General features: G+C 64.0%; 24 protein-coding genes and 1 tRNA gene. 15 read left to right on the top strand and 10 right to left on the bottom strand.

Going from position 1 to position 22,619, the window contains the following annotated elements:
* The first annotated feature begins 132 nt into the window (after positions 1–132).
* The 4 genes from FJW04_RS13695 (at position 133) to FJW04_RS13710 (ending at position 6,074) form a co-directional block, all read left to right on the top strand.
* Positions 133–873: a pyridoxine 5'-phosphate synthase gene (locus tag FJW04_RS13695; RefSeq protein ID WP_140714948.1), complete on the top strand. Its 741-nt coding sequence runs from the start codon at positions 133–135 to the stop codon at positions 871–873.
* A gap of 96 nt (positions 874–969) precedes the next feature.
* On the top strand, positions 970–2,883 hold the full coding sequence (locus FJW04_RS13700) for a potassium transporter Kup (RefSeq protein ID WP_015317303.1): 1,914 nt from the start codon (positions 970–972) through the stop codon (positions 2,881–2,883).
* A 194-nt stretch (positions 2,884–3,077) separates the two neighbouring features.
* Positions 3,078–4,997, top strand: coding sequence for a potassium transporter Kup (locus FJW04_RS13705; protein ID WP_140714697.1), 1,920 nt, complete (start codon positions 3,078–3,080; stop codon positions 4,995–4,997).
* Positions 4,998–5,033: 36 nt separating this feature from the next.
* Positions 5,034–6,074, top strand: a complete 1,041-nt coding sequence (locus tag FJW04_RS13710; protein WP_140714699.1) for an aldehyde reductase — start codon at positions 5,034–5,036, stop codon at positions 6,072–6,074.
* A gap of 35 nt (positions 6,075–6,109) precedes the next feature.
* On the opposite strand, the gene FJW04_RS13715 is transcribed toward FJW04_RS13710, so the two are convergent.
* Positions 6,110–7,000, bottom strand: a complete 891-nt coding sequence (locus FJW04_RS13715; RefSeq protein WP_140714701.1) for an SDR family oxidoreductase — start codon at positions 6,998–7,000, stop codon at positions 6,110–6,112.
* Positions 7,001–7,135: 135 nt separating this feature from the next.
* Here FJW04_RS13715 and FJW04_RS13720 point away from each other — a divergent pair, with 135 nt between their 5' ends.
* Together FJW04_RS13720 and FJW04_RS13725 are read left to right on the top strand one after the other, a co-directional pair.
* On the top strand, positions 7,136–7,546 hold the full coding sequence (locus tag FJW04_RS13720; RefSeq protein ID WP_015317307.1) for a helix-turn-helix domain-containing protein: 411 nt from the start codon (positions 7,136–7,138) through the stop codon (positions 7,544–7,546).
* Between the two features lie 53 nt (positions 7,547–7,599).
* A complete protein-coding gene (locus tag FJW04_RS13725; RefSeq protein ID WP_140714703.1) occupies positions 7,600–8,865 on the top strand; it encodes an NAD(P)/FAD-dependent oxidoreductase in 1,266 nt (421 codons plus the stop codon).
* On the opposite strand, the gene FJW04_RS13730 is transcribed toward FJW04_RS13725, so the two are convergent.
* The gene (locus tag FJW04_RS13730) at positions 8,813–9,550 is read right to left on the bottom strand and encodes a glutathione S-transferase family protein (RefSeq protein ID WP_140615768.1); all 738 of its coding nucleotides are present in this window, start codon (positions 9,548–9,550) and stop codon (positions 8,813–8,815) included. The two genes, FJW04_RS13725 and FJW04_RS13730, sit on opposite strands and share 53 nt — an antisense overlap.
* A gap of 100 nt (positions 9,551–9,650) precedes the next feature.
* Between FJW04_RS13730 and FJW04_RS13735 the strand changes: the two genes are divergently transcribed.
* The 3 genes from FJW04_RS13735 (at position 9,651) to ilvC (ending at position 11,957) form a co-directional block, all read left to right on the top strand.
* Positions 9,651–10,109, top strand: a complete 459-nt coding sequence (locus tag FJW04_RS13735) for a MarR family winged helix-turn-helix transcriptional regulator (protein WP_140714706.1) — start codon at positions 9,651–9,653, stop codon at positions 10,107–10,109.
* A gap of 148 nt (positions 10,110–10,257) precedes the next feature.
* Positions 10,258–10,911 carry a TetR/AcrR family transcriptional regulator gene (locus FJW04_RS13740; RefSeq protein ID WP_181172933.1) on the top strand — a complete coding sequence of 218 codons (654 nt, stop codon included), beginning with the start codon at positions 10,258–10,260 and terminating at the stop codon, positions 10,909–10,911.
* 26 nt (positions 10,912–10,937) lie between these two features.
* Positions 10,938–11,957 (top strand): ketol-acid reductoisomerase, encoded by a 1,020-nt coding sequence (gene ilvC, locus FJW04_RS13745; RefSeq protein ID WP_140714711.1) that lies wholly within the window; start codon positions 10,938–10,940, stop codon positions 11,955–11,957.
* 79 nt (positions 11,958–12,036) lie between these two features.
* Here the strand turns inward: ilvC and FJW04_RS13750 are convergent, their stop codons facing one another.
* On the bottom strand, positions 12,037–12,618 hold the full coding sequence (locus FJW04_RS13750) for a BA14K family protein (RefSeq protein ID WP_015317312.1): 582 nt from the start codon (positions 12,616–12,618) through the stop codon (positions 12,037–12,039).
* Positions 12,619–12,801: 183 nt separating this feature from the next.
* On the opposite strand from FJW04_RS13750, the gene FJW04_RS13755 reads away from it, so the two are divergent.
* The 4 genes from FJW04_RS13755 to FJW04_RS13770 all read left to right on the top strand — a co-directional run bounded on the left by FJW04_RS13755 (position 12,802) and on the right by FJW04_RS13770 (position 15,395).
* On the top strand, positions 12,802–13,914 hold the full coding sequence (locus tag FJW04_RS13755; protein WP_015317313.1) for an endonuclease/exonuclease/phosphatase family protein: 1,113 nt from the start codon (positions 12,802–12,804) through the stop codon (positions 13,912–13,914).
* Between the two features lie 6 nt (positions 13,915–13,920).
* Positions 13,921–14,637, top strand: a complete 717-nt coding sequence (locus tag FJW04_RS13760; RefSeq protein WP_140714713.1) for a hypothetical protein — start codon at positions 13,921–13,923, stop codon at positions 14,635–14,637.
* Positions 14,638–14,718: 81 nt separating this feature from the next.
* Complete coding sequence (locus FJW04_RS13765) at positions 14,719–14,973, top strand: plasmid stabilization protein (RefSeq protein ID WP_140615778.1); 255 nt, start codon at positions 14,719–14,721, stop codon at positions 14,971–14,973.
* Positions 14,970–15,395 carry a type II toxin-antitoxin system VapC family toxin gene (locus tag FJW04_RS13770; protein WP_140714715.1) on the top strand — a complete coding sequence of 142 codons (426 nt, stop codon included), beginning with the start codon at positions 14,970–14,972 and terminating at the stop codon, positions 15,393–15,395. The genes FJW04_RS13765 and FJW04_RS13770 overlap by 4 nt, the downstream gene beginning before the upstream one ends.
* Positions 15,396–15,455: 60 nt before the next feature.
* On the opposite strand, the gene FJW04_RS13775 is transcribed toward FJW04_RS13770, so the two are convergent.
* The 4 genes from FJW04_RS13775 to FJW04_RS13790 all read right to left on the bottom strand — a co-directional run bounded on the left by FJW04_RS13775 (position 15,456) and on the right by FJW04_RS13790 (position 19,040).
* Positions 15,456–15,695, bottom strand: coding sequence for a hypothetical protein (locus FJW04_RS13775; RefSeq protein WP_140714717.1), 240 nt, complete (start codon positions 15,693–15,695; stop codon positions 15,456–15,458).
* Positions 15,696–15,827: 132 nt separating this feature from the next.
* A complete protein-coding gene (locus FJW04_RS13780; RefSeq protein WP_140714719.1) occupies positions 15,828–17,045 on the bottom strand; it encodes an ABC transporter permease in 1,218 nt (405 codons plus the stop codon).
* Positions 17,042–17,749 (bottom strand): ABC transporter ATP-binding protein, encoded by a 708-nt coding sequence (locus FJW04_RS13785; RefSeq protein WP_140714721.1) that lies wholly within the window; start codon positions 17,747–17,749, stop codon positions 17,042–17,044. Before FJW04_RS13785 ends, FJW04_RS13780 begins: the two co-directional genes overlap by 4 nt.
* 4 nt (positions 17,750–17,753) lie before the next feature.
* Positions 17,754–19,040, bottom strand: coding sequence for an efflux RND transporter periplasmic adaptor subunit (locus tag FJW04_RS13790; protein WP_140714723.1), 1,287 nt, complete (start codon positions 19,038–19,040; stop codon positions 17,754–17,756).
* Positions 19,041–19,141: 101 nt separating this feature from the next.
* Here FJW04_RS13790 and FJW04_RS13795 point away from each other — a divergent pair, with 101 nt between their 5' ends.
* Together FJW04_RS13795 and FJW04_RS13800 are read left to right on the top strand one after the other, a co-directional pair.
* Positions 19,142–20,050: a PhzF family phenazine biosynthesis protein gene (locus FJW04_RS13795; RefSeq protein ID WP_140660984.1), complete on the top strand. Its 909-nt coding sequence runs from the start codon at positions 19,142–19,144 to the stop codon at positions 20,048–20,050.
* 106 nt (positions 20,051–20,156) lie between these two features.
* Positions 20,157–20,232, top strand: a tRNA-Lys gene (locus tag FJW04_RS13800).
* A gap of 71 nt (positions 20,233–20,303) precedes the next feature.
* Here FJW04_RS13800 and FJW04_RS13805 read toward each other — a convergent pair.
* The 3 genes from FJW04_RS13805 to cobS form a co-directional block, all read right to left on the bottom strand.
* Entirely contained in the window at positions 20,304–20,702 is a 399-nt protein-coding gene (locus tag FJW04_RS13805; RefSeq protein ID WP_140714725.1) for a hypothetical protein, read from the bottom strand.
* A 90-nt stretch (positions 20,703–20,792) separates the two neighbouring features.
* A complete protein-coding gene (gene cobT, locus FJW04_RS13810) occupies positions 20,793–21,803 on the bottom strand; it encodes a nicotinate-nucleotide--dimethylbenzimidazole phosphoribosyltransferase (protein WP_140714727.1) in 1,011 nt (336 codons plus the stop codon).
* A gap of 37 nt (positions 21,804–21,840) precedes the next feature.
* On the bottom strand, positions 21,841–22,617 hold the full coding sequence (cobS, locus tag FJW04_RS13815; RefSeq protein ID WP_140615791.1) for an adenosylcobinamide-GDP ribazoletransferase: 777 nt from the start codon (positions 22,615–22,617) through the stop codon (positions 21,841–21,843).
* Between the last annotated feature and the right edge of the window lie 2 nt (positions 22,618–22,619).

Here is a 22,619-nt window from a genome sequence, read left to right on the forward strand (position 1 = left end):
TGGTCTTCTGGAACACCGGAAAGGCCCTATCTGTTCCCGTCAAAGACGCTATAGATGCGCCGTCTCAAATGCGCCGTGCCGGAACGAATGAGCGTGGCGCGCCTCGATCGCCTGTTTCACGGACGCCAAACCATGCCCGCCAAGCTTTCCGTCAACCTCAACGCCATCGCCATGCTGCGCAACCGGCGCGACCTGCCGTGGCCCGATGTGATCGGTGTCGGCCGCCTCGCCCTTGCCGCCGGAGCGCATGGGCTGACGGTGCATCCGCGGCCCGACGAACGTCACACACGGCATTCCGACCTGCCCGAGATCAGGGCGCTGATCGATGACGAGTTCCCGCGGGCGGAATTCAACATCGAGGGCTACCCGAGCGAGGATTTCCTGGCGCTGGTGGAGAAGCATCAGCCCGAACAGGTGACGCTTGTGCCCGACGATCCCTCCCAGGCAACCTCCGATCATGGCTGGAACTTCGTCACCGATGCGACGTTGCTGACGCCGATCGTCAGACGCCTGAAGAAGGGTGGTTTCAGGGTCTCGCTGTTTTCCGATGCCGATCCCGCCGGCATGGCGGCCGCGCGCGACACGGGCGCCGATCGTATCGAACTCTATACCGGTCCTTATGGCAGCTACCATTCCGATTCGGGTAAGGCGGCCAAAGAACTGGAAAGATTGGGCAAAACCGCTGACGCGGCATTTGCCGCCGGTCTCCAGGTCAATGCCGGGCACGATCTGACGGTGGCCAATCTGCCCGCGCTGGCCGGGCGCATTCCGGCACTGGCCGAAGTGTCGATCGGACATGGGTTGACAGCCGACGCGTTGGAGTATGGCATGGCCGGAACGGTGGGCCGCTTCCTCAGGGCCTGCGGTTGGTAGGGGGCAATGCTTCGTATTGGTATGGCAGCCATCGCGTGCATTTGATATCGTATCGCAGCATGCATAAAGCACCGCGCGCTTATCGGAGAGTGGTCGATGGCCCTTGCCAATAGCGGGAGCGAAGCTGAAACCGTCGAGCAATCGAGCCATGCCGGGGTCGAGCAGCACAGCACCAAGGTTCTCATGCTGGGCGCACTCGGCGTTGTCTATGGCGACATAGGCACAAGTCCGATCTACGCCTTTCGCGAGGCGCTTCACGCTTCGCCCGGCATCGATACGCGCGTTCACGTGCTTGGCGTGCTGTCGCTGATCGTCTGGGCGCTGACGATCATCGTGACCGTCAAATATGTTGCCTTCGTGCTTCGTGCCGACAACAAGGGCGAAGGCGGCACGCTGTCGCTGATGTCGTTGGCACGCAGCGCCTATCCCAAAGGCGCTCGACTGATTCTGGTGATCGGTCTTTGCGGCGCGGCGCTGTTTTTCGGCGATTCGATCATAACCCCGGCCATCTCGGTGCTGTCGGCGGTCGAAGGCCTCACCGTGGTCACCCCAACGCTCGACGCCTATGTCGTGCCGATCACGCTGGTCATCCTTGCTATCCTGTTCTCCGTGCAACGCTTCGGCACGGGAAAGGTGGCGGCGGTGTTCGGGCCGGTGACGGCGCTGTGGTTCCTGGCCATCGGCGTTGCCGGCATCTATCACTTGATGGACGATCCATCGATCCTGCTTGCCATCAATCCCTACTACGCGGTCATTTATCTGGCCAGCACACCGACCGCCGCCTTTGTCACCGTCGGCGCCGTGTTCCTGGCGGTAACCGGGGCTGAGGCGCTTTATGTCGATCTCGGCCATTTCGGACGCAAGCCGATCGTGCTGGCATGGTTTTCCGTGGTTTTCCCCTGCCTGCTGCTCAACTATTTCGGGCAGGGCGCCTTTGTGCTCGCCAATGACGGAAAACCGACCAATCCGTTCTTCCAGATGCTGCCTGACTGGGCACTGATGCCGATGGTGGGACTTGCAACGGCCGCGACGGTCATTGCGAGCCAGGCGGTCATTTCAGGAGCTTTTTCGCTGACCCGCCAGGCGGTGCAGCTCAATCTTCTGCCGCGCATCGAGGTGCAGCATACCTCGGAAATGCAGTCCGGGCAGATCTACATGCCGCGCGTCAACCTGCTCATAGCAATGGGTGTGATGCTGCTGGTGGTCGGTTTCGGCAGTTCGAGTTCGCTGGCGTCCGCCTACGGCATCTCGGTGACCGGCGAAATGCTGATGACGACGATCCTGCTGTTCGTGGTGATGCGCAAGATGTGGAAATGGAAGCTGGCGCTCGCCCTGGCGCTGACCTTGCTGTTCGGCGTCATCGACAGCGGCTTCTTCCTGGCCAATGTCGTGAAGATCGTGGAAGGCGGCTGGGTCTCGATCACCGTTGCCTGCCTGATGGGACTGATCATGTGGACGTGGATACGCGGCACCCGCTATCTCTTCGACAAGACCCGCCGCAACGAAATCCCGCTCGATTTCCTCGCCGGCAATCTGCTGAAGAAGAAGCCGCAGCTGGTGTCCGGCACCGCGGTGTTCCTGACCAGCGATCCCTTGAGCGCGCCGACCGCCCTGATGCACAGCCTCAAGCACTACAAGGTGCTGCACGAGCAGAACGTCATCCTTTCGGTGGTGACCGCGCCGCAGCCCGTCGTGCCCGACAGCGAACGCGTCAAGATGGAGACGGTCAACGAGTTGTTCATGCGGGTGACGCTGACCTTCGGCTACATGGAACAGCCCAACATTCCGCGCGCGCTGGCGATCTGCCGCAAGCAGGGCTGGAAATTCGACATCATGACGACATCGTTCTTCCTGTCGCGGCGGTCGCTCAAGGCATCGCCCAATTCAGGAATGCCGGTGTGGCAGGACCGGCTGTTCATCGGCTTGGCGCGCTCGGCGGCCGACGCGACGGAGTATTTCCAGATACCCACAGGCCGCGTCGTTGAAATCGGCACGCAGGTCGCCATTTAACAGACACGTGCTCGCCGGCCCGCAGGTTTTGCCACAGGCCCGGACATGAGCCCGCGAATGTCGCATTGACCGGCATTCGCTCGAAGTCGCCCACCAGAAGCCGCGCGCTGCCAACATGAGTGCCATACCGTTACGGCACTTGATATTGCAGTGCAGCAAGCGTAGAGCACCGCGCGTTTATCGGAGTGTCGTACATGGCCCTTGCCAGTGCTGGTAGTGAGGCAGAACCCGTCGACCAATCGAGCCATCCCGAAATCGAACAGCACAGCACCAAGGTGTTGATGCTGGGCGCGCTCGGCGTGGTCTATGGCGATATCGGCACCAGCCCGATCTATGCGTTCCGCGAGGCGCTGGTCGCGTCGTCGGGCGGGCAAGTTGCCGATCGTGGCGACATTCTTGGCGTTTTGTCGCTGATCATCTGGTCGCTGACGATCATCGTCACCATCAAATACATCATGTTCGTGCTGCGTGCCGACAATCGCGGCGAGGGCGGCGTGCTGTCGCTGATGGCGCTGGCGCGCGGCAGTTTTCCAAAGCGTTCGGCGCTGATGCTCGGCATCGGCATCGTCGGCGCCTCGCTGTTTTTCGGCGACGCCGTCATCACGCCGGCGATTTCGGTGCTGTCGGCGGTCGAGGGCATGAATGTCGTCACCCCCACCTTCCAGCCCTATGTCGTGCCACTGACGCTGGTCATCCTCGCCATGGTGTTCGCGGTTCAGCGTTTCGGCACCGGCGGCGTCGGTCTGGTCTTCGGCCCGGTGACCGCGATCTGGTTCCTGGCCATCGGCCTTTCCGGTCTCAAGCACATCATCGCCGATCCGGAGATCCTGTGGGCGGTCAGCCCGCACTATATTGTCGCCTTCCTGATCCATTCGCCCGATGTGGCTTTCGTCACCATCGGCGCCATCTTCCTTGCCGTCACCGGCGCGGAGGCGCTTTACGCCGATCTCGGCCATTTCGGCCGCAAACCCATCGTGCTCGCCTGGCTCTCGATCGTGTTCCCCTGCCTGCTGTTGAATTATGCCGGGCAGGGCGCCTTCGTGCTGGCGAAGAACGGCGTGGTCGGCCATCCGTTCTTCGAAATGAACGAGGGTTGGGCACTGATCCCGATGGTGGTGCTGGCGACGGCGGCGACCGTCATCGCCAGCCAGGCGGTCATTTCAGGGGCTTTTTCGCTGACCCGCCAGGCGGTGCAGCTCAACATGCTGCCCAGGCTCCAAATCCTGCACACGTCGGAAAAGCAGTCCGGCCAGATCTACATGCCGCGCGTCAACCTGCTGCTGGCGCTGGTGGTGATGATGCTGGTGGTCGGCTTCGGCGAGTCCAGCAAGCTGGCCTCCGCCTACGGCATCTCGGTGACCGGCAACATGCTGGTGACGACGGTGCTGCTTTATGTGGTTATGACCCGTATCTGGAAGTGGAAGCTGTCGGTGGCGGTCCCGCTGACCGTGCTGTTCGCTTTCATCGATATCGGCTTCTTCGCCTCCAACATCGTCAAGGTGTTCGAAGGCGGCTGGGCGTCGCTGGTGGTGGCCTTCACCATCGTGCTGGGCATGTGGACCTGGGTGCGTGGCAGCCGCTATCTCTTCGACAAGACCCGCCGCAACGAAATCCCGCTCGATTTCCTCGCCGGCAATCTGCTGAAGAAGAAGCCGCAGCTGGTGTCCGGCACCGCGGTGTTCCTGACCAGCGATCCCTTGAGCGCGCCGACCGCCCTGATGCACAGCCTCAAGCACTACAAGGTGCTGCACGAGCAGAACGTCATCCTTTCGGTGGTGACCGCGCCGCAGCCGGTCGTGCCCGACAGCGAACGCGTCAAGATGGAGACGGTCAACGAGTTGTTCATGCGGGTGACGCTGACCTTCGGCTACATGGAACAGCCCAACATCCCGCGCGCGCTGGCGATCTGCCGCAAGCAGGGCTGGAAATTCGACATCATGACGACGTCGTTCTTCCTGTCGCGGCGGTCGCTCAAGGCATCGCCCAATTCAGGAATGCCGGTGTGGCAGGACAGGCTGTTCATCGGCCTGGCGCGCACGGCGGCCGACGCGACCGAATATTTCCAGATCCCGACCGGGCGTGTGGTAGAAATCGGCACGCAGGTGGCGATCTGACGAGGTCGATCGCCTCGGCCTGACGGAGAGGTGGCCATGGGCGGCGAATTGGTGCTTGTCACCGGCGGATCGGGTTTCCTCGGCGCGCACTGTATTCTTGCCCTGTTGAAGGCGGGCTATCGCGTGCGCACGACGGTGCGCTCCGCCAGGCGTGAAGCCGACGTTGTCGCCATGCTCGAGGCCGGCGGCGGCGAGCCGGGCGACAGGCTTTCCTTTGCCATCGCCGACCTCATGAGCGATGCCGGCTGGCCCGACGCTGTCGCCGGCTGCGACTATGTCCTGCATGTCGCGTCACCATTTCCGCCCGGCGCGCCGAAGCATGAGGACGACCTAATCATCCCGGCTCGCGAAGGCGCGTTGCGCGTGCTCAGGGCGGCGCGAGACGCTGGCGTCAAACGCGTCGTGCTGACCTCGTCCTTCGCCGCCATCGGCTATGGCAAGATGCCGCCCGGCGGCCGGCCTTTCACCGAGGAGAGCTGGACCGATCCGACGGCCAAGGTCAGCGCCTATGTGAAATCGAAGACGCTCTCCGAGCGCGCGGCCTGGGATTTCATCGCCGCCGAGGGTGGCAAGCTGGAGTTGGCCGTCGTCAATCCGGTCGGCATTTTCGGACCGGTGCTCGGGTCCGACCATTCGACCTCCACCGAATTTGTTCAGCGCATGATGAACGGTGCGATGCCTGGGTTGCCGCGCCTGTCGTTCGGCGTGGTCGACGCGCGCGACGTGGCGGACCTGCATGTGCGCGCAATGACCAATCCCGCCGCCAGTGGCGAGCGCTTCCTGGCCGTTGCTGGCGATTTCATGACCGTGCGGGAGATCGCCCAGACGGTGAAAACGCGGCTCGGCGCGGCCGCCTCGCGGGTCACGACCCGGGAGCTTCCCGATTGGTTGGTGCGGGTGGTGGGGCTGTTCAACGCGGAAGCCGCGCAACTCGTGACGGAACTCGGCAAGGTCAAGAACGCCACCAACGCCAAGGCGGTGCGCATGCTCGGCTGGGCGCCGCGCTCGCGCGAGGACGCGCTGGCCGCCACCGCCGAAAGCCTGGTCCGGCTCGGGCTGGTCAAGACCCCGAAATAGCGCGGCGGGAGAAAGAACTTCCCGCCGCGCTGACATCAACCCGCCAGTGCGGCCTTGTTGGCCTCGAGGAACTGCTTCAGCGGTACCGATTTCCGACCGGAAAGTGTCTCGACCGAATCCGTTACCATGCCAAGGTCGCCGGCGCGCGTGGCGGCGTCGAAGGACACCAGGAGCCTGGCGATCGGCTCGGGCAGCCCGGCTGCCTTCATGCCTTCGGTCAGCGCTTCATCGGAGAGCTGGACGACCTGGATCGGCTTGCCTGTGACTTCGGTGACGAGCACGGCGACTTCGGCTGATGTGTAGGCCTCGGGGCCAGTCAGCGTGTAAGTCGTGCTTTCGGTGTTATCCGAAGCCAGCCCCGCGGCTATGGCCGCGGCGAGGTCGTCACGCGCGCCATAGGAAATGGCGCCGTCGGCCGCCGACGTATACCATTGGCCCGATGCGAGGATTTGCGGCATCGCCATGAACAGGTTCTCGTCGTACCAGCCATTGCGGAAGATCGTGTAGGGAATGCCGCTGGCCTTGATCGCCTGCTCGGTGTCGTAATGATCGGGGGCAAAGAGCACGGCGGAACCGGGTTCGGTGTTGGGCAACGAGGTGTAAAGCAGGTGGCCGACGCCAGCCTGCCTGGCCGCCGCGACGGCGGCAAGCTGCTGCTCGCGCCGCTTTCCCTGGATCGCCAGCTCGTTGGTCGAAATGATGAGCGCCCGGTCGGCGCCCGCGAAGGCTTGGGCAAGCGAGGCCCGATCGTCGAAATCGGCCTCGCGAACGGTGACGCCGCGCGCCGACAGGTCGGCAAGATTGGCGGGCGTGCGGGTCGTGGCGATGATCCGGGCCGCCGGCACCTCGAACGTGTCCAGCAGATGGTTGATGACGCTGCGGCCGAGCTGGCCGGACGCGCCGGTGACGAGAAGAATTGCGGTCATGGGGGATCCTGACATTGCGCCGGAAGGGCGGTTCGGGTGGTGGTCTCAAAAAGAGACCAGCACTAAAATAGGAATTGACCCGGTGCCGTAAAGAAGGCAGTTTTTGGGAAGGTAGGCACACGCAGGGAACCAGCCATGGACAGCCGGACCGTCAATCTGAAATCCAAACTCGAAGTCTACAAAGCGATGACCGACGGCGGAAACATTGCCGATTGCCCGGTCCGCGACGTCATCCAGGGCCTCAATGGCAAATGGAGTTCGCTGCTGACGGCGGCGCTGGCCGAGCAGCCTTATCGCTTCGGCGAGCTGCGGCGGCTGGTTCCCGATATCTCGCAGCGCATGTTGACCCAGACGCTCTACGATCTGCAGCGCGACGGCTATGTGCGCCGCGAGGTGTTTCCGACCAAGCCGCCCAGTGTCGAATACAGCCTGACCGACCTTGGGCGATCGATGTTCGACGCTTTGCAGTATCTGCTGCAGTGGGCCGAAAACAACCATGACGCAGTGCGCGGCGCGCGGACTGCCTTCGATTCGACGCAAGCTTGACCAGCAGGCTAGCGCTCGGCGTCGCGACTTGATTTCGTCCGGCGGCTGAAGGATTGTCCCGGCCAGTTCGGCTTGGGGGCAGCGGCATTTCCTACGATATCGCAATCGCCGGCGCTGGTCCGGCCGGGCTCGCCGCGGCGCTTTATCTCAAGCGCGCCGGCCACCGCGTCACCATCTTCGAGCGCTTCGAGGAACCGAGGCCGGTCGGCTCCGGGCTGATCCTGCAGCCGACTGGGCTGACGGTGCTCGCCGATCTCGGCCTGCTCGACGATATAATGGCGCTAGGCAGCAGGATCGATCGACTGCATGGGGTCGATGCGTCGAGCGGCCGCACCGTGCTCGATGTCCGCTACGATGCCCAGCGCGGCAACCGTTTCGGCCTGGCGGTACACAGGGCCGCCCTGTTCGGCGTACTCTTTCGCGCTGCCCGGCGCGAGGCGATCCCCATCGAGACCGGCGTCGAAATCGAGGCCCTGGAGACCGGCGAGCGGGTCACGCTGATCCGAGGTCATGGCCGAAGGGAAGGGCCGTTCGATCTAATTGTCGACGCCAGCGGCGCGCGCTCGAAGCTGCGGCGGTGCGCCGGTAGTGCCGAAGCGCCACGGCCACTCACCTATGGCGCGTTCTGGGCATCGCTCGGCTGGCGCGGCGAGGGCTTTGACGAGCACGCGCTTCTGCAGCGCTACGACAAGGCCAGCGTGATGATCGGCGTGCTGCCGATCGGCCGGCCGGAACCGGGTGCCGAAAGGATGGCGGCCTTCTTCTGGAGCCTGAAACCGGCGGATGCCGATGTAGTCCGCAGCCTCGGCATCGATGCCTGGAAGGAGCGGGTGGTGCGGCTGTGGCCGCAGGCCGAGGCGTTCACCAGCCAGATCGACAGTTTCGACCAGCTCTCGCTGGCCCGCTACGGCCATCACACGATGAAGTTTCCGGTTTGCCGGCGGCTGGCCGTGATCGGCGACGCCGCCCATTCGACCAGCCCGCAGCTTGGCCAGGGCGCCAACATGGCGCTACTCGACGCCGCGGCACTTAGCTATGCGCTGGCGCGAGCGGACGGCGTGGAGACAGCGCTGGAAGTCTATGCGCGAGCGCGGCGCCGGCATGTCAGGGTCTTTCAGGCACTGTCGCTGGCGTTCACGCCCTTCTACCAGGCGGATTCGGTGGCGCTGCCCTTCATCCGCGACAGGCTGGTGGCGACGATCGCCAAGATCCCGCCGGCGCCGCGGTTCCTGGCCTCCATGGTCGCCGGCACGGTGATCGATCCGTTCAGGCGGGCTGGGCTTGCCGAAGCGCTATGGCCGGATCGCCTTGCCGAATGAGGCTCGATAGAAATGATCCCTTCGCCCGCAGGAAGGCATGCAGGCGCTGCGGATAGTCCGGCGCCACGGCCTGCCTGATCGACGGACGGTCACTCAACGCACTGCGCCAAGCCTGGACAAGCGGCTTGCCGTCAAGAATACCGAAATCGCCGATCCGATCGAAGGCGTCGAGGTAGCGGAAGACCGGACCGTAAACGGCATCGACGAGGGAAAAGCGGCTGCCAGCGAACCATGGCCCGCTCCGCCCGGCGCCGCCCGGCAGTTCAGCCTCAACACGGTCGAACATCGCCGATAGCGCGCTGGCTTCGGCGAGGAAGCCGGCCTCGCTCGGCGCTGAATAGAACCGGCCGATGGTGTTGAGGATGGCTGAGCCATACTCGATCCAGGCACGGTGCCGGGCGCGTGCATAGGGGTCGGCGGGATGGAGGGGATTGGCCTGCGTTTCCTCGAGGAATTCGAGGATGACCGCGGATTCGAAGATTATCGTCTCGTCGCCATTTTGCCGTACGCACAGCAATGGCACCTTGCCGAGCGGCGAGATTGCCTTGAACCAGTCCGGTTTGTCGGCAAGGTCGATGTCGATCCGCTCGAAAGGCACGCCTTTCTCGGCCAGCGAGATCGCGGCGCGCTGGACATAGGGGCAGAGCGGATGGCTGACGAGAACGAGGGTGTCGGCGGGTTTCATAGGAATGTGCCTTTCAATGTCGATGCAATTGCATTTATGTAGATGCATGTGCATTGAGCGTCAAGCTTGATGCATCTGCATCTATCGCCTAGGGTGGGCCATGATCGAAAAAGCCAAGCCTTCGCCCGAAGCCATCAAGGCCTGGGCTCGCCTGATGCGGGTTTCGCGCCAACTGATGGAACGGGCCGAAGACGCGCTGAAGGAGGGCGGCCTGCCGCCGCTCGCCTGGTACGATGTGCTGCACGAGCTTGCCGAGGCGGGCGAGGGTGGGTTGCGGCCGTTTCAACTGATCGAACGCACCCTGTTCGCGCAGTACAACATCTCGCGTCTATTGGCTCGGCTCGAGGCCGACGGGCTGGTTGAGAAACTGCCGGTGGCCGATGATGGCCGCGGCCAGACCATCCGCGTCACGCCCAAGGGACGGGAGACGCGCCGCCGCATGTGGGCGATCTATGGCAGGTCGATTGAGGAGTTGGTTGGCGCGAAGCTGTCGTCGGATGAGCTGAGCACGGTCTCGGCACTGCTGGGCCGCCTGCGTCATCTGCCTACCGGGGACTGAGCATGCGGACTGCGCGGCTGCGCGGACATCAGCGGATTTTTTCTTCTTTGCCCTTGCGCCGCTCACCGGATTGCGCAATATGCCGAACCGTAACGTACGGTACGGCAGGTCGAATTCACGCCCTGCCTTGTCCTTCCGAGGGAAGAGCGTGTTGCAGAGCGTACCCGACATCGACAACAGCGAGGCGCTGACGGAGCGGCAGCAGGCCGTCCTGGACGCGGCTTTGCGGCTGCTGGTCGAGGAGGGCGATCACCTGACCATGACCGCCGTGGCGCGTCGCGCGAGCTGCTCGAAGGAAACACTCTACAAATGGTTCGGCGATCGCGACGGGCTCTTGACGGCGACCGTGCAGTGGCAGGCCTCGAAAGTGCGGGTGGCTTCGGTCGGCGGCAAGGGGCTTGATCTTGCCTCGCTCACGGCGAGCCTGGAGCGCTTTGGCTCCGACTGGTTGAAGGTGATCTCCAGCGATACGTCGATCGCCCTCAATAGGGTGGCGGTCGGCCATGCCGGTTCGGGGAAGGACAATCTCGGCGCCGTCGTGCTGGAGAATGGGCGCTTTGCGCTGGCCAAGCGGCTGAAGCCCGTGCTGGAAGCCGGCCGGCAGGCCGGGCTCCTTGAATTCGGGGATGCCGAGATGGCCTTCCGTACCTTTTTCGGGCTGGTTGGCCGGGACGTGCAGATCCGCCTGCTGCTCGGCGACCGGCTGGAATTGACTGAAGCGACGATCGGCGGCGATGCCGTCCGCGCGACGCAGCAGTTTCTCGCTCTTTTCGGAGCAAAAACCGGGCCGCAAGGCCTCTGATCTTCAAAAACGGGAAGGAAGACAAAATGCGTGTCTATTACGATCGTGATGCCGATCTCAACCTGATCAAGGGCAAGAAGGTCGCCATCATCGGCTATGGCAGCCAGGGCAGGGCGCATGCGCTCAACCTCAAGGATTCCGGCGCCAAGGAGATCGCCATCGGTCTCAAGGCCGGCTCGGCGACCGCCAAGAAGGTCGAGGCCGACGGGCTCAAGGTGATGAGCGTCGCCGACGCCGCCAAATGGGCCGATCTGATGATGATGGCGACGCCCGACGAATTGCAGGCCGACATCTACAAGAACGAAATCGCGCCGAACATCCGCGACGGTGCCGCGATCGCCTTCGCGCACGGTCTCAACGTGCATTTCGGCCTCATCGAGCCGAAGTCGACCGTCGACGTCGTCATGATCGCGCCAAAGGGCCCGGGCCACACGGTGCGCGGCGAATACCAGAAGGGCGGCGGCGTGCCGTGCCTGGTCGCCGTCAACCAGGACGCCTCGGGCAACGCGCTCGATCTCGCGCTTTCCTACGCCTGCGGCGTTGGCGGCGGCCGTTCGGGCGTCATCGAGACCAATTTCCGCGAGGAATGCGAGACCGACCTGTTCGGCGAGCAGGTCGTGCTGTGCGGCGGCCTGGTCGAACTGATCCGCGCCGGCTTCGAGACGCTGGTGGAAGCCGGCTATGCGCCGGAAATGGCCTATTTCGAGTGCCTTCACGAGGTCAAGCTGATCGTCGACCTGATCTATGAAGGCGGCATCGCCAACATGAACTACTCGATCTCGAACACCGCCGAGTGGGGCGAATATGTCTCGGGTCCGCGCATCATCACCGCCGAGACCAAGGCCGAGATGAAGCGCGTGCTGAAGGACATCCAGACGGGAAAGTTCACCTCGGAATGGATGCAGGAATACCGCGCCGGCATGTCCCGCTTCAAGGGCATCCGCCGCAACAACGACAGCCACCAGATCGAGGAAGTCGGCGCCAAGCTGCGCGCCATGATGCCGTGGATTTCCAAGAACAAGCTGGTCGACAAGGCCAAGAACTGAGCGATCCACGCTTCGCGATCAATAACGAAAACGGCGCCACGTGGCGCCGTTTTCATTTCTGGTATCGGCCGCAGGCAGCTCAGCTATAGGGCGACCAGCACTGCTGGCGCGGGCCGTTATAGGGTTGGAACGTGTTGTCGTAGGCGCGATACGAGCGGTAGCGGTTGTAGCACCATTGCACATGCGCGTTCGACAGCCGGCCGGCGCGATAATAGCGGCGCGGCGCCGGCGCATAGTAATCGTAGTTGTTGTAGTTGTTGTACATGCTGCCGAGGCCGAGCCCCAGGCCGAGACCGAGGACCGCCGCAGCGCCATCATCGTAGTAGCGTCCGCCACGATAATGATGGCGGCCATGGCGCCAGCGCCAGTTGTCGCCGCGGTTCCAGTTGCCACCACCGTTCCAGTGGCGGCCGCTCCAGTTGCCTCCGCCATTCCAATGGCGGCCGTTCCAATTGCTTGACCGGCGCCATCTCCAATCGCCGCCGTTGTTGCCGCCAGCCCAGCCCTCGCGGACCGGGATGACCGTCGGCGCGGCGGTGCTGGCCGGGATCGACACATCCGGCTGCAGAATCGGCGCGGCAGCGGATGGCGCCGTGATGCCGGAGACAATACCGAGCGCTATCAGCCCGGATTTGACAGTGGAAGAAAAGAGCGCGTTCATTGCACTTCTCCAAGAGAACAGGCCCCTACCCTAGAATGGGCTTACCGTGGACCTTTGCGTCTGAACGGCGGATGAACGGAAAGGTTCCGTCAACCATGGCGCGAACGCCACCAGGACCAAGGGATCCCTGCTTGTGGTCCTGCGATCTTGTTTTCCGCCGCTCTTGCAGGCAAAGGTCAGCGCATGTCGCTGCGCCTTGCCACCTTCAATGTCGAGAACCTGATGAACAGGTTCGATTTTTCCGGCTTTCGCAACCAGCTCAATGAGGATCGCACGCTGGCGCTCTTCGATATCCAGAGCGAGGCCGAATACAAGATGCTGGAACAGGCGCGCGCCATCGCGCAATCCGACGACACGCGCCAGCTGACGGCGTTGGCGATTGCCGCCGCCCGTGCCGACATCATCTGCATGCAGGAGGTCGACAACATTGAGGCCTTGAAGGCCTTCGAGTACGGCTATCTGTTCAAGATGGTGGGGCAGGGCTACCGCCAGAAATACACCACGTCGGGCAATGATTCGCGCGGCATCGACGTCGCGGTGATGATGCGCAACGAGACCGCGCAGGGACAGCCGATCGAATTCGTGCGCATGACCAGCCACGCCTATGTCACCTACGAGCAGTTCGGGTTGCATACGCCCGAGCTGGCGGCCCTCGGCAACCAGCCCAATGAACGCATCTTCCGGCGCGACTGCCTGGAGGTCGACATCAAGGTGGGCGGCGCGCCGATGACGCTCTATCTCGTGCACTTCAAGTCCATGGGCTCTCCCCGCAACGGGCTCGACGGACGCGAGGCGACAATGCCGGTGCGCATCGCGGAGGCGCAAGCCGTGCGGCGCATCATCGAGGAGCGTTTCGGGGCGGAGCACGCGGCCGACAAGCGCTGGGCGATCTGCGGCGACATGAACGATTACCGCCAGCGGGTGAAGATCGCCGGCGATGAGGTCGACGGCTACCGTTTCGAGGTGGTCGACGAGAACCTGTCCTGCATCAATGTGCTGACGGCGGGCGGCTTCTGTGAAAATGTGGTCGAGCGACGGCCGGAAATGAACCGCTGGACCTTCTATCACACACGCGGGCCGCAAGAGCGGCATCTGTGCCAGCTCGACTATATCCTGCTGTCGAAGGGGCTGGCGGCGAAGAACGCCACCGCAGTTCCCGACATCATCCGCAATGGCCAGCCCTGGCGCACGATCTTCCCCGCGGGCCAGGAAGTCGAGCGCTTCCCGCGCGCCGGCTGGGATCGGCCCAAGGCTTCGGACCACTGCCCGGTGGCGATCACGCTGGACATGGCCTGAGCCGACATGAATTTTGATCTTCCGCGCAACGTCATCCTGCCGGTCGATGCCATCGATGTCCGTCTCGATCCCGGCCCGCATCCCTTCACGGTGGAGAATGCCGCGGTGATTGCCGAGAACTGGCGGGGCGAGATCGAGGCCAATCCGGCGCTGTTCGACGGCATTGTGGTGCTGCTTTCCGAGCTTGCCTATCGCGACCGCAGCCTTATCGGCCGCTGCCATGCGGTCAATTACTCGACCTTCATGCTGTGGCGGAAGCGGCGCGAGAATTCCGGTGCCGAACACGCCTATGCCCATGCCGTGCTGGTGGCCGGGGACAACGCTCTGGTGGCGATCCGCATGGGACCGCGAACCGTCAGTGCCGGCCGGGTCTATTTCGCCGCCGGTTCGTTCGAGCCGATCGATTTCCGCGACGGTCTCGTCGATGTCGATTTCAACATGATGCGCGAGGTGCGCGAGGAGACCGGCATCGACCTGTCGAACGCCAGGCGTGGTGTGCGCTGGCACGCCCTGTCGACGGCAAGCGGCACCGTCATCTTCCGCCGCTATCACGTCGACGCGCCCGCCGATGAGATCGCGCGCCAAATCTTGGCCTTCGTCGCCACCGAAGCCGACCCGGAGATCGAGGGGCCGGTGATCATCCGCCATGCCGGCGACCTGCCGGACGGCCTGTCGCCGCACATGAAGCCGCTGATCGAGTGGCATTTCGCGCGCGCAGACTAATATCGGTGCGTACCAGTTGTATCTGATAGCAGATTTTCTATGCTGATAGCAGTGACATCATTGTAGATTGGAATGATATCGATGAGCGCCGTCACGATCCGCAATTTGCCAGAGGAGACGCTCCGCGCCTTGAAGGTGCGGGCTGCGCATCATGGCCGCAGCACTGAGGCCGAAATGCGTGAGATCCTGGAAACGGCCGTGCGGCCGGCCAACCGGGTCAAGCTCGGCTCGCTGCTCGCCGCCATCGGCCGCGAGGCCGGATTGTCGCAAGAGGATGTCGATACCTTGCAGCAGCTCCGCGACAAAACACCGGGCGAGCCGGTGCGGTTCGAATGATCCTCATCGACACCAGCGTCATGTCTGAGCCATGGAGACCTGCACCCGATCCTCGCGTCATCGCGTGGATCGACGCCCAGGCCGTCGAAACCCTATATCTTTCGGCCGTCACCGTGGCTGAGTTGCGTTTCGGGATCGCGGCCATGCCTTCCGGCAAGCGCCGCACGACCCTGCATGATCGTCTTGAGCAGGACGCGTTGCCGTTGTTTGCGGGCCGCATTCTGCCGTTCGATCTCGACGCGTCGCGCGCCTATGCCGACCTCATGGTACAGGCGAGAGCCGCAGGCAAGGCGATCGGCAACGCCGACGGTTATATCGCGGCGACGGCCGTAGCGCACGGTCTCACTATCGCCACACGTGACACCGGTCCATTCGCGGCCGCCGGTTTGAACACCGTCAATCCGTGGGAAAGCGCGTCGTAGTCTTGCCTGCCACTGAAACCGTACGTCAGTGCCGCGATCATGTCGTGGAGCGGCCAGGCCCTATGATTTCTTGCTTTTGAGTGCCTTGCGGTCGTTGCGCGCGGCGGCGAAGAACAGGATGAAGCCGATACCCAGCAACCCACCCATGGCCATTCCCATCGTTTGGCCAACGACCGCCTGGAAATCGGCGGTGACGCGATCGGGATTGGTCATGCCGTAGCGGGCGAGATACCACCAGATGCCTGCAAGGGCGGCCTCGATGATGATCATCACCAGGATCACGCGCGCCTTCTTGCTCATCTGCTGCTCCTCGACCAGATATGCCTTGGCATAACATCGCCAACCCAGTGACGACAGGGTTGGGCAAGGCGGAAACGTCGAAGGTTGTGTAAAACCGGCCCGGAGTGCCGGGCTTCCTCGCAGCTTGCCCTTTTACTCGTGACGCAAGGCGTCGATCGGATCGAGCCTGGCGCCGCGCAGCGCCGGGAAGAAGCCGAACACCATCCCGATCAGCGCGGAGAAGCCGACGGCAAGCAGAATGACGGCCGGGCTAGGCGCGAAAGGTATGGTCAGCGTCACCGAGGCAAGGCCGGCCAGCGCCAGCCCAATCAGGATGCCGATGATGCCGCCAAGCAGCGACAGCACCGTCGCCTCGACCAGGAACTGGATGAGGATGTGCTTTTCATGCGCGCCGATGGCGAGCCTGATGCCGATCTCGCGCGTGCGCTCGGTGACCGACACCAGCATGATGTTCATGATGCCGATGCCGCCGACCAGCAGGCTGACACCGGCGACCGCGCCCAGCATGCCGGTCATCGTGGTGGTGGCGCTGGCCATGGCGTCGGCGATCTGGGTCATGTCGCGGATGGCGAAATCGCTCTCGCGGTCGGGCGTGATGCGGCGCGCATCGCGCAAGATGTCCTCGACGCGCGGCTGCAATTCGCTGGTCGGCGTGCGGTCGTCGGCGGCGATGTAGATGTTGTCGATGTCGCGGTTGCCGGCGATGCGGCGCTGATAGGCGGCGAGCGGCATCAGCACGACGTTGTCCTGGTCCTGGCCGAAGCCGGTGTAGCCTTTCGGCTCGAGCAGCCCAACGATCCTGCAGGAGGTGCGGTTGACGCGGATGATCTCGCCCTCGGGATCGCCGGCGCCGAAGAATTGCTGGCGCACCGTCTCGCCGATCAGGCACACACCGGTGCCGGAGCGGGTTTCGGAATCGCTGAACGGGCGGCCGGACACCAGTTTCCAGTCGCGTGCGTCGAGATAGGCGCTGTCGGTGCCGGTAACGCCAGAGGTCAGGCTCTCGGTGCCGAAGATGACGCGCACCTGCTTCTGCGCGGCCGGCGAGATGGCGCGGGCGCCGGTGAGATGCGCAACCAGCGCTGCCAGATCCTTTTCCGCCAGCGGCCGCACCGCCTGGTCGAGCCCGCCGGGACCGCCGGGGCCGGCCGGGCGCCCGGCTCGGACGACCAGCAGATTGCTGCCGAGCTTGGAAATGTCGGACTTGACCTTTTGCGTGGTGCCGGAGCCGATGGTCAGCATGGCAATGACGGCGGCGACGCCGATGACGATGCCTAGCAAGGTCAGGAACGAGCGCAGCACGTTGCGGCGGATCGAGCGCAGCGAGAGGCGGACGGTTTCCCAGATCATGCCACCTCCATATTCATGGTGTCGGAGGCGACATGGCCGTCGAGGAAGCGGATGGTACGCTCGGCATATTCGGCGACATCGGCTTCGTGGGTGACCATGGTGACGGTCAGGCCAAGCTCTTTGTTCAGACGCGTCAGCAGCTCCATGATCTCATGCGTGCGTGCGGTGTCGAGATTGCCGGTCGGCTCGTCGGCGACGAGCAGCGTCGGCCTGGTGACGATGGCGCGTGCGATCGCCACGCGCTGCTGCTGGCCGCCGGAGAGTTCGGCCGGCGTGTGATGCTCGCGGCCGACAAGGCCGACCTCGGCCAGCGCCTGCATGGCAAGGTCGCGGCGCTCGCGGGCGGCGACACCACGATAGATCAGCGGCAGTTCCACATTTTCGGCCGCGGTGGTGCGGGCCAAGAGATTGTAGCCCTGGAAGACGAAGCCGACATAGAGGTTGCGCAGCATGGCGCGGCGGTTGCGGTCGAGCCGGCCGGCATCGACGCCCATGAAGGAATAGGTTCCGGCCGTAGGCGTGTCGAGGCAACCGATGATGTTCATCGCCGTCGACTTGCCGGAGCCCGATGGGCCCATGATGGCGACGAATTCACCGCGCCGGATGGCAAGATCGACTCCGGCCAGCGCATGCACCTTGGCTTCGCCCTGGCCGTAGCTCTTCCAGACCTTGTCAAAGGTGATGAGGGGGGCGCCCGCGGCCACTGCCTCAGCTCCGCGACTGCGAAGCGGTGATGATCTGCGCGCCTTCCTCCAAGCCGGAGGTGATCTCGGTCAGCTCGCCATCGGTCGAACCGATCTTGACGTTGACCGGATGCGGGCGGCCGTTCTCCAGCACATAGAGCGTGCGGGAACCATCGGTCGGGGCCTTCGCCACCGGGCGCTGGCGATTGCCGCGGCCCATGCGGCCGGTGAACAGGTCGCTCAGGCTCCAGCCGCGCGCCGCTTGCTGCGCCGGGCGATAGCGGAAAGCGGACGAGGGCACGGTGAGCACGCCCTTGGCTTCCCTCGTGACCACAGAAACGGTGGCGGTCATGCCGGGCCGCAGCAGCAACTCGTTGTTGTCGACTTCGAGCCGCGCATTGTAGGTGACGACGCCGTCCGTCGTGACCGAGGCATAGGAGATGTCGCGGATTTTGGCATCGAACGGCCGCTCCGGGAAAGCGTCGACGGTGAAACGGGCATGCTGGCCCGACTTGACCGCGCCGATATCGGCTTCGTCGACCGCCGCCACCAGTTCCATGTTCCTCAAATCGGCGGCGATGATGAACAGCACCGGCGCCTGCAGCGAGGAAGCGACCGTCTGGCCGGGGTCGACCGAACGCGTCAGCACGATGCCGTCGATCGGCGCGTAGATGGTGCTGTTGGCAAGGTCGGTCTGCTGCGACTTGAGATCGGCATTGGCGATGGCGAGATTGGCCTCGGCGCTATCGAGTGCCGCCTTGGAACGGTCGCGCGTCGCCGTCGCCGCCTCGAGCGACTGGTCGGTTGCCATGCCACGCTTGGTCAGGGCCGCGGCGCGGACAAGCGCACTCTCGTTCTCGGCGAGCGTCACCCTGGCGTCCTCCACATTGGCGGCCGCTCCCTTAGCGGACGCTTCGGCGCGTTCGATCTGGACCTGCAGCTTGGCGGTGTCGAGGGCCGCCAGCACGTCGCCCTTCTTCATCTGCTGGTTCTCGTTGACCGCGACCGAGCGTATGATGCCTGAGAGCTGGCTTGATATGTCGACCTGGGTGAGCGGCTGCAGCGTGCCTGTCGCCGACACCTGAACGGTGAGGTCGGCCTTGGCGGCCGGCACCGTGGTGTAGTCAATCCTGGTCGGCGTGCCCGCATACCATTGATAGAGGCCAAGGCCGGCGGCAAGCACGATGAGGGTCAGCAACGCATAGAGCCAGCCACGCCGGCGCGTCCTGCGCCGACCGGTCTGGTCGAGCCCAAGCGCCGTCTCGATGGCGGAATCCGATTCCGTCTTTGGCAGATTGACAATCTGGTCCACGTCGGACCCCTATAAAGCGTAGTGTCCCTGTCTGTGCACAGATCAGGCTTACCGGTTCGAATATCAAATTAAATTTCGCCCATGTTGGGATTGAGGCAGGGATGCAAACCCGGAATTACTTGCTTTACGATGTGTTTACGACCGAGCGACTGGCCGGCAACCCGCTGGCCGTGGTGTTGGATTGCAAAGGTCTGGACACGGCAGCGATGCAGGCCATCGCGCGCGAGTTCAACCTGTCCGAATCGGTTTTCGTGTTGCCGCCGGACAATCCCAAGCACCGCAACCGCATCCGCATCTTCACGCCCGATTATGAAATGCCATTCGCCGGCCATCCGACGGTGGGCTCGGCCATCGCGTTGGCCGAACTGGCGGGCGAGGGCGGCGCCGGCATCTTCGTGCTTGAAGAGAACATCGGCCCGGTGCGTTGCGCGGTCAGCACGCATGATGGCGCCACCTTCGCCGAGTTCGACCTGGCGAAATTGCCGGAGCCGCTGAAGCTGGAGGCCGATCCGGAGGCGATCGGCGCCGCCCTTGGCCTGGCGCCGCACGAGATCGGTTTCGAGAATCACCGCATCGCCTTCTGGTCGGCCGGCGTGCCCTATGTGACCATTCCTGTCGCCAATCTCGAAGCGGCGGGCCGCATCCGGCTGGACAACCAGGCATGGTCGGAACTGGCGCCGCGCAAGAGCGAATGGGCCTTCGCCAGCCCGTACGTCTATTGCCGCGAGACGGTGAATCACGAAAGCGCTTTCCATGTCCGCATGATCGTTCCCGGCACGCCTTCCTATGAGGACCCGGCGACCGGTTCGGCAGCGGCGGCCTTCGCCGGCGCCATCATGCATTTCGACGGTCCGACGGACGGGGTTTCGCAGCTATGGATCGAACAGGGACTGGAGATGGGCCGGCCGTCGCGCATCCGCCTCGAACTGACCGTGCAAGGCGGAAAACTGGCGTCCGCGCGCATTGGCGGGCATGCGATCAAGGTGGCGGAAGGCAAGCTTTTCGCCTGATTGGAGAGAGCCCCGGTCGATTTGTCGGGAAATGATTCCAGCAGGGCTGGACAGGACCGGTATCGGCGGCTATATGCCCGCCAACGCCGGTTTTTGCCGGCCGAGTGGGTGCGTAGCTCAGTTGGTAGAGCAGCTGACTCTTAATCAGCGGGTCCACAGTTCAATCCTGTGCGCACCCACCAAATTCCTAGAAGACTTGGTGGAAGACCTAGAGACGAGACGCGTTTGGCGCGTCTCGGACCGCAATGGCCGTTCACTGCGCCGCTTTGCCAATACTGGCCTTGAACTTGACCTTCATGGCGATCTGCCCGGTCACCGTCATCTGCGATCCCGCAGCGCCTCCCATGCTGCGATCCCTGGCGTTGACGTTCGTGGTCACGCTGGTTACCTCGCACGTGTCGGCGACGGTATCGAGCACCATGGCGCAACTGGCGGCAGCGACCTTGTAGAACGAACGCAGCGCGGTTTGCTGCTGTGTGGCGACATCCTCTTCGTCCTTGACCGGAAGGGTCATGGTCAGGCTGGACTGGACCTTGGCCAGTCCATCGTCGCCCGCGTGCCGGAAGCGGCCGTTCTCATCGACATACTGCGAAAAAGCTGGCGCAGCAGTGCCGAAAAGCAGTGCAATGACAATTATCGCCTTCAAATACATCGCCTGATCTCCACATGAGATCTACTGATCTCACGTAACAATCAAAACGACGTTATTATTTTGGCTCAATCACGTTAAAAGTTTGACGGATTATTTCTCCGAAACCCCAGCCTCGGCAAAGCTTGCCATCGTCGCATGGCACTCCAGCGCCGAGCGGACGATGTTGACGGCCAGACACGCGCCGGAGCCTTCGCCGAGCCGCATGCCGAGATCGAGCAGCGGCGGCAGGGCGAGCGCTTCGAGCAGGCCGCGATGACCCGATTCGGCGGAGACGTGAGCGGCGATCGTGTGAGCAAGGCCGGTTGGGTGCAGCTTTGCCAGCGGCGCGGCGGCGGCGGTGCAGACGAAGCCGTCTAGCAGCACGGGTATGCCCAGATGCCGGGCAGCGAGCGTGGCGCCGAAGATGGCGGCGAGTTCGCGCCCGCCGAGGCTGGCTGCGACCCCCAGCGGATCGGCAAGGGCGGCGGCGTGGCGCTTCAGGCCGGCTTCGATGGCGACCACCTTGCGCTTCAGTCCGGCATCGTCGACGCCGGTGCCGCGCCCGGTCCATTTTTCCGCCCCACCGCCGAATAGCGCCGCCGAAATGGCGGCGGCGGGCGTGGTGTTGCCGATGCCCATTTCGCCAAAGCAGACCAGGTCGAGGTCTTTCGTTACGGCGTCATAGCCCGCCGAGACAGCGGCGAGGAAGGCCTTCTCATCCATTGCCGGCACTTGCGTGAAGTCACCGGTGGGATGGTCGAGATCAAGCGGGATGACGTCGAGTTCCGCGCCGGCGATGCGGGCGAGCTGGTTGATGGCGGCACCGCCGCCGGCAAAATTCGCCACCATCTGCACGGTGACTTCGGAGGGGTAGGCCGACACGCCCTGCGCGGTGACGCCGTGGTTGCCGGCGAAGACGAAGACTTTCACGCGGTCGAGCCTTGGCATGTCGCGGCCTTGCCAGCGCGCCAGCCAGGCGGCGATCGCTTCGAGCTTGCCGAGGCTGCCTTGCGGCTTAGTCAGCGTGTCCTGGCGGCGAGCGACGGCACTGGCGGCCACCTCGCTGCCGGCAGGCAGGTCGAGGCAGGCGGCGCGCAGTTCAGCGAGGGATTTGAAGGGCATGGGGGCAACGTCTCCGGAAGGGAATCAGGTCAAGGGGTCAGGAAAGGGCGACGGAAGCGACGAGAAGCACCGCGATTTCGCTCAACTGCTGCAAGGCGCCAACCGTGTCGCCGGTCTGGCCCTCGATCTGGTTGAGGCAAAGGGCGTGGAAGGCGGCAAAGAACAGGCCGAGCAGGATGAGCGCGGCAATGGCGCCGCCAAGCCCGAGCAGGAACAGTGGTATCGCGCCGAGCACGGCTCCGGTTATTGCCGTTTCGAGCGAAACGGTGCCGGCGCCAGCCGACAGGCCGTCGGACCGCGCCGGTGGCAAGAGATGCATGAAGGCGCCGAGCACGCCACGCGAGGCTGCGTGCGCCGCCACGAGCGCAAACAGAGCCTGTGTGGGTTCCACCACTTGCGACAGCGCGCTCCAGCGGATCAGCAGCGACAGCGCCAGCGCCATGGCACCATAAGCGCCGATGCGGCTGTCGCGCATGATCTCGAGCTTGCGGCCGCGCGACTTGCCGCCGCCGAAGCCGTCGGCAACGTCCGACAATCCATCCTCGTGCAGGCAGCCCGTGATAGCCACGGTTGCAACAAGGGCAAGGGCAGCCGCCGGCCCAATGGCAAGGCCAAAGCGTTCCGCCGTGGCAAAAACGATGGCGCCGATCAGGCCCACGACAAGGCCGGCAATGGGGGCGGCCCAGATCGCGGCGGCGAGGTTGCGGCCGCGAAAATCAAACACGGGCAGCGGCAGGCGGGTGAAGAAGACCAGGCAAAGCGCGATGTCGTCGAGGACTTGCCGGGGCGACAGGGTGATTTTCGGGAGCTTCATGG

Source organism: Mesorhizobium sp. B2-7-3 (assembly GCF_006440715.1).
GTDB classification, from domain to species: Bacteria; Pseudomonadota; Alphaproteobacteria; order Rhizobiales; family Rhizobiaceae; genus Mesorhizobium; species Mesorhizobium australicum.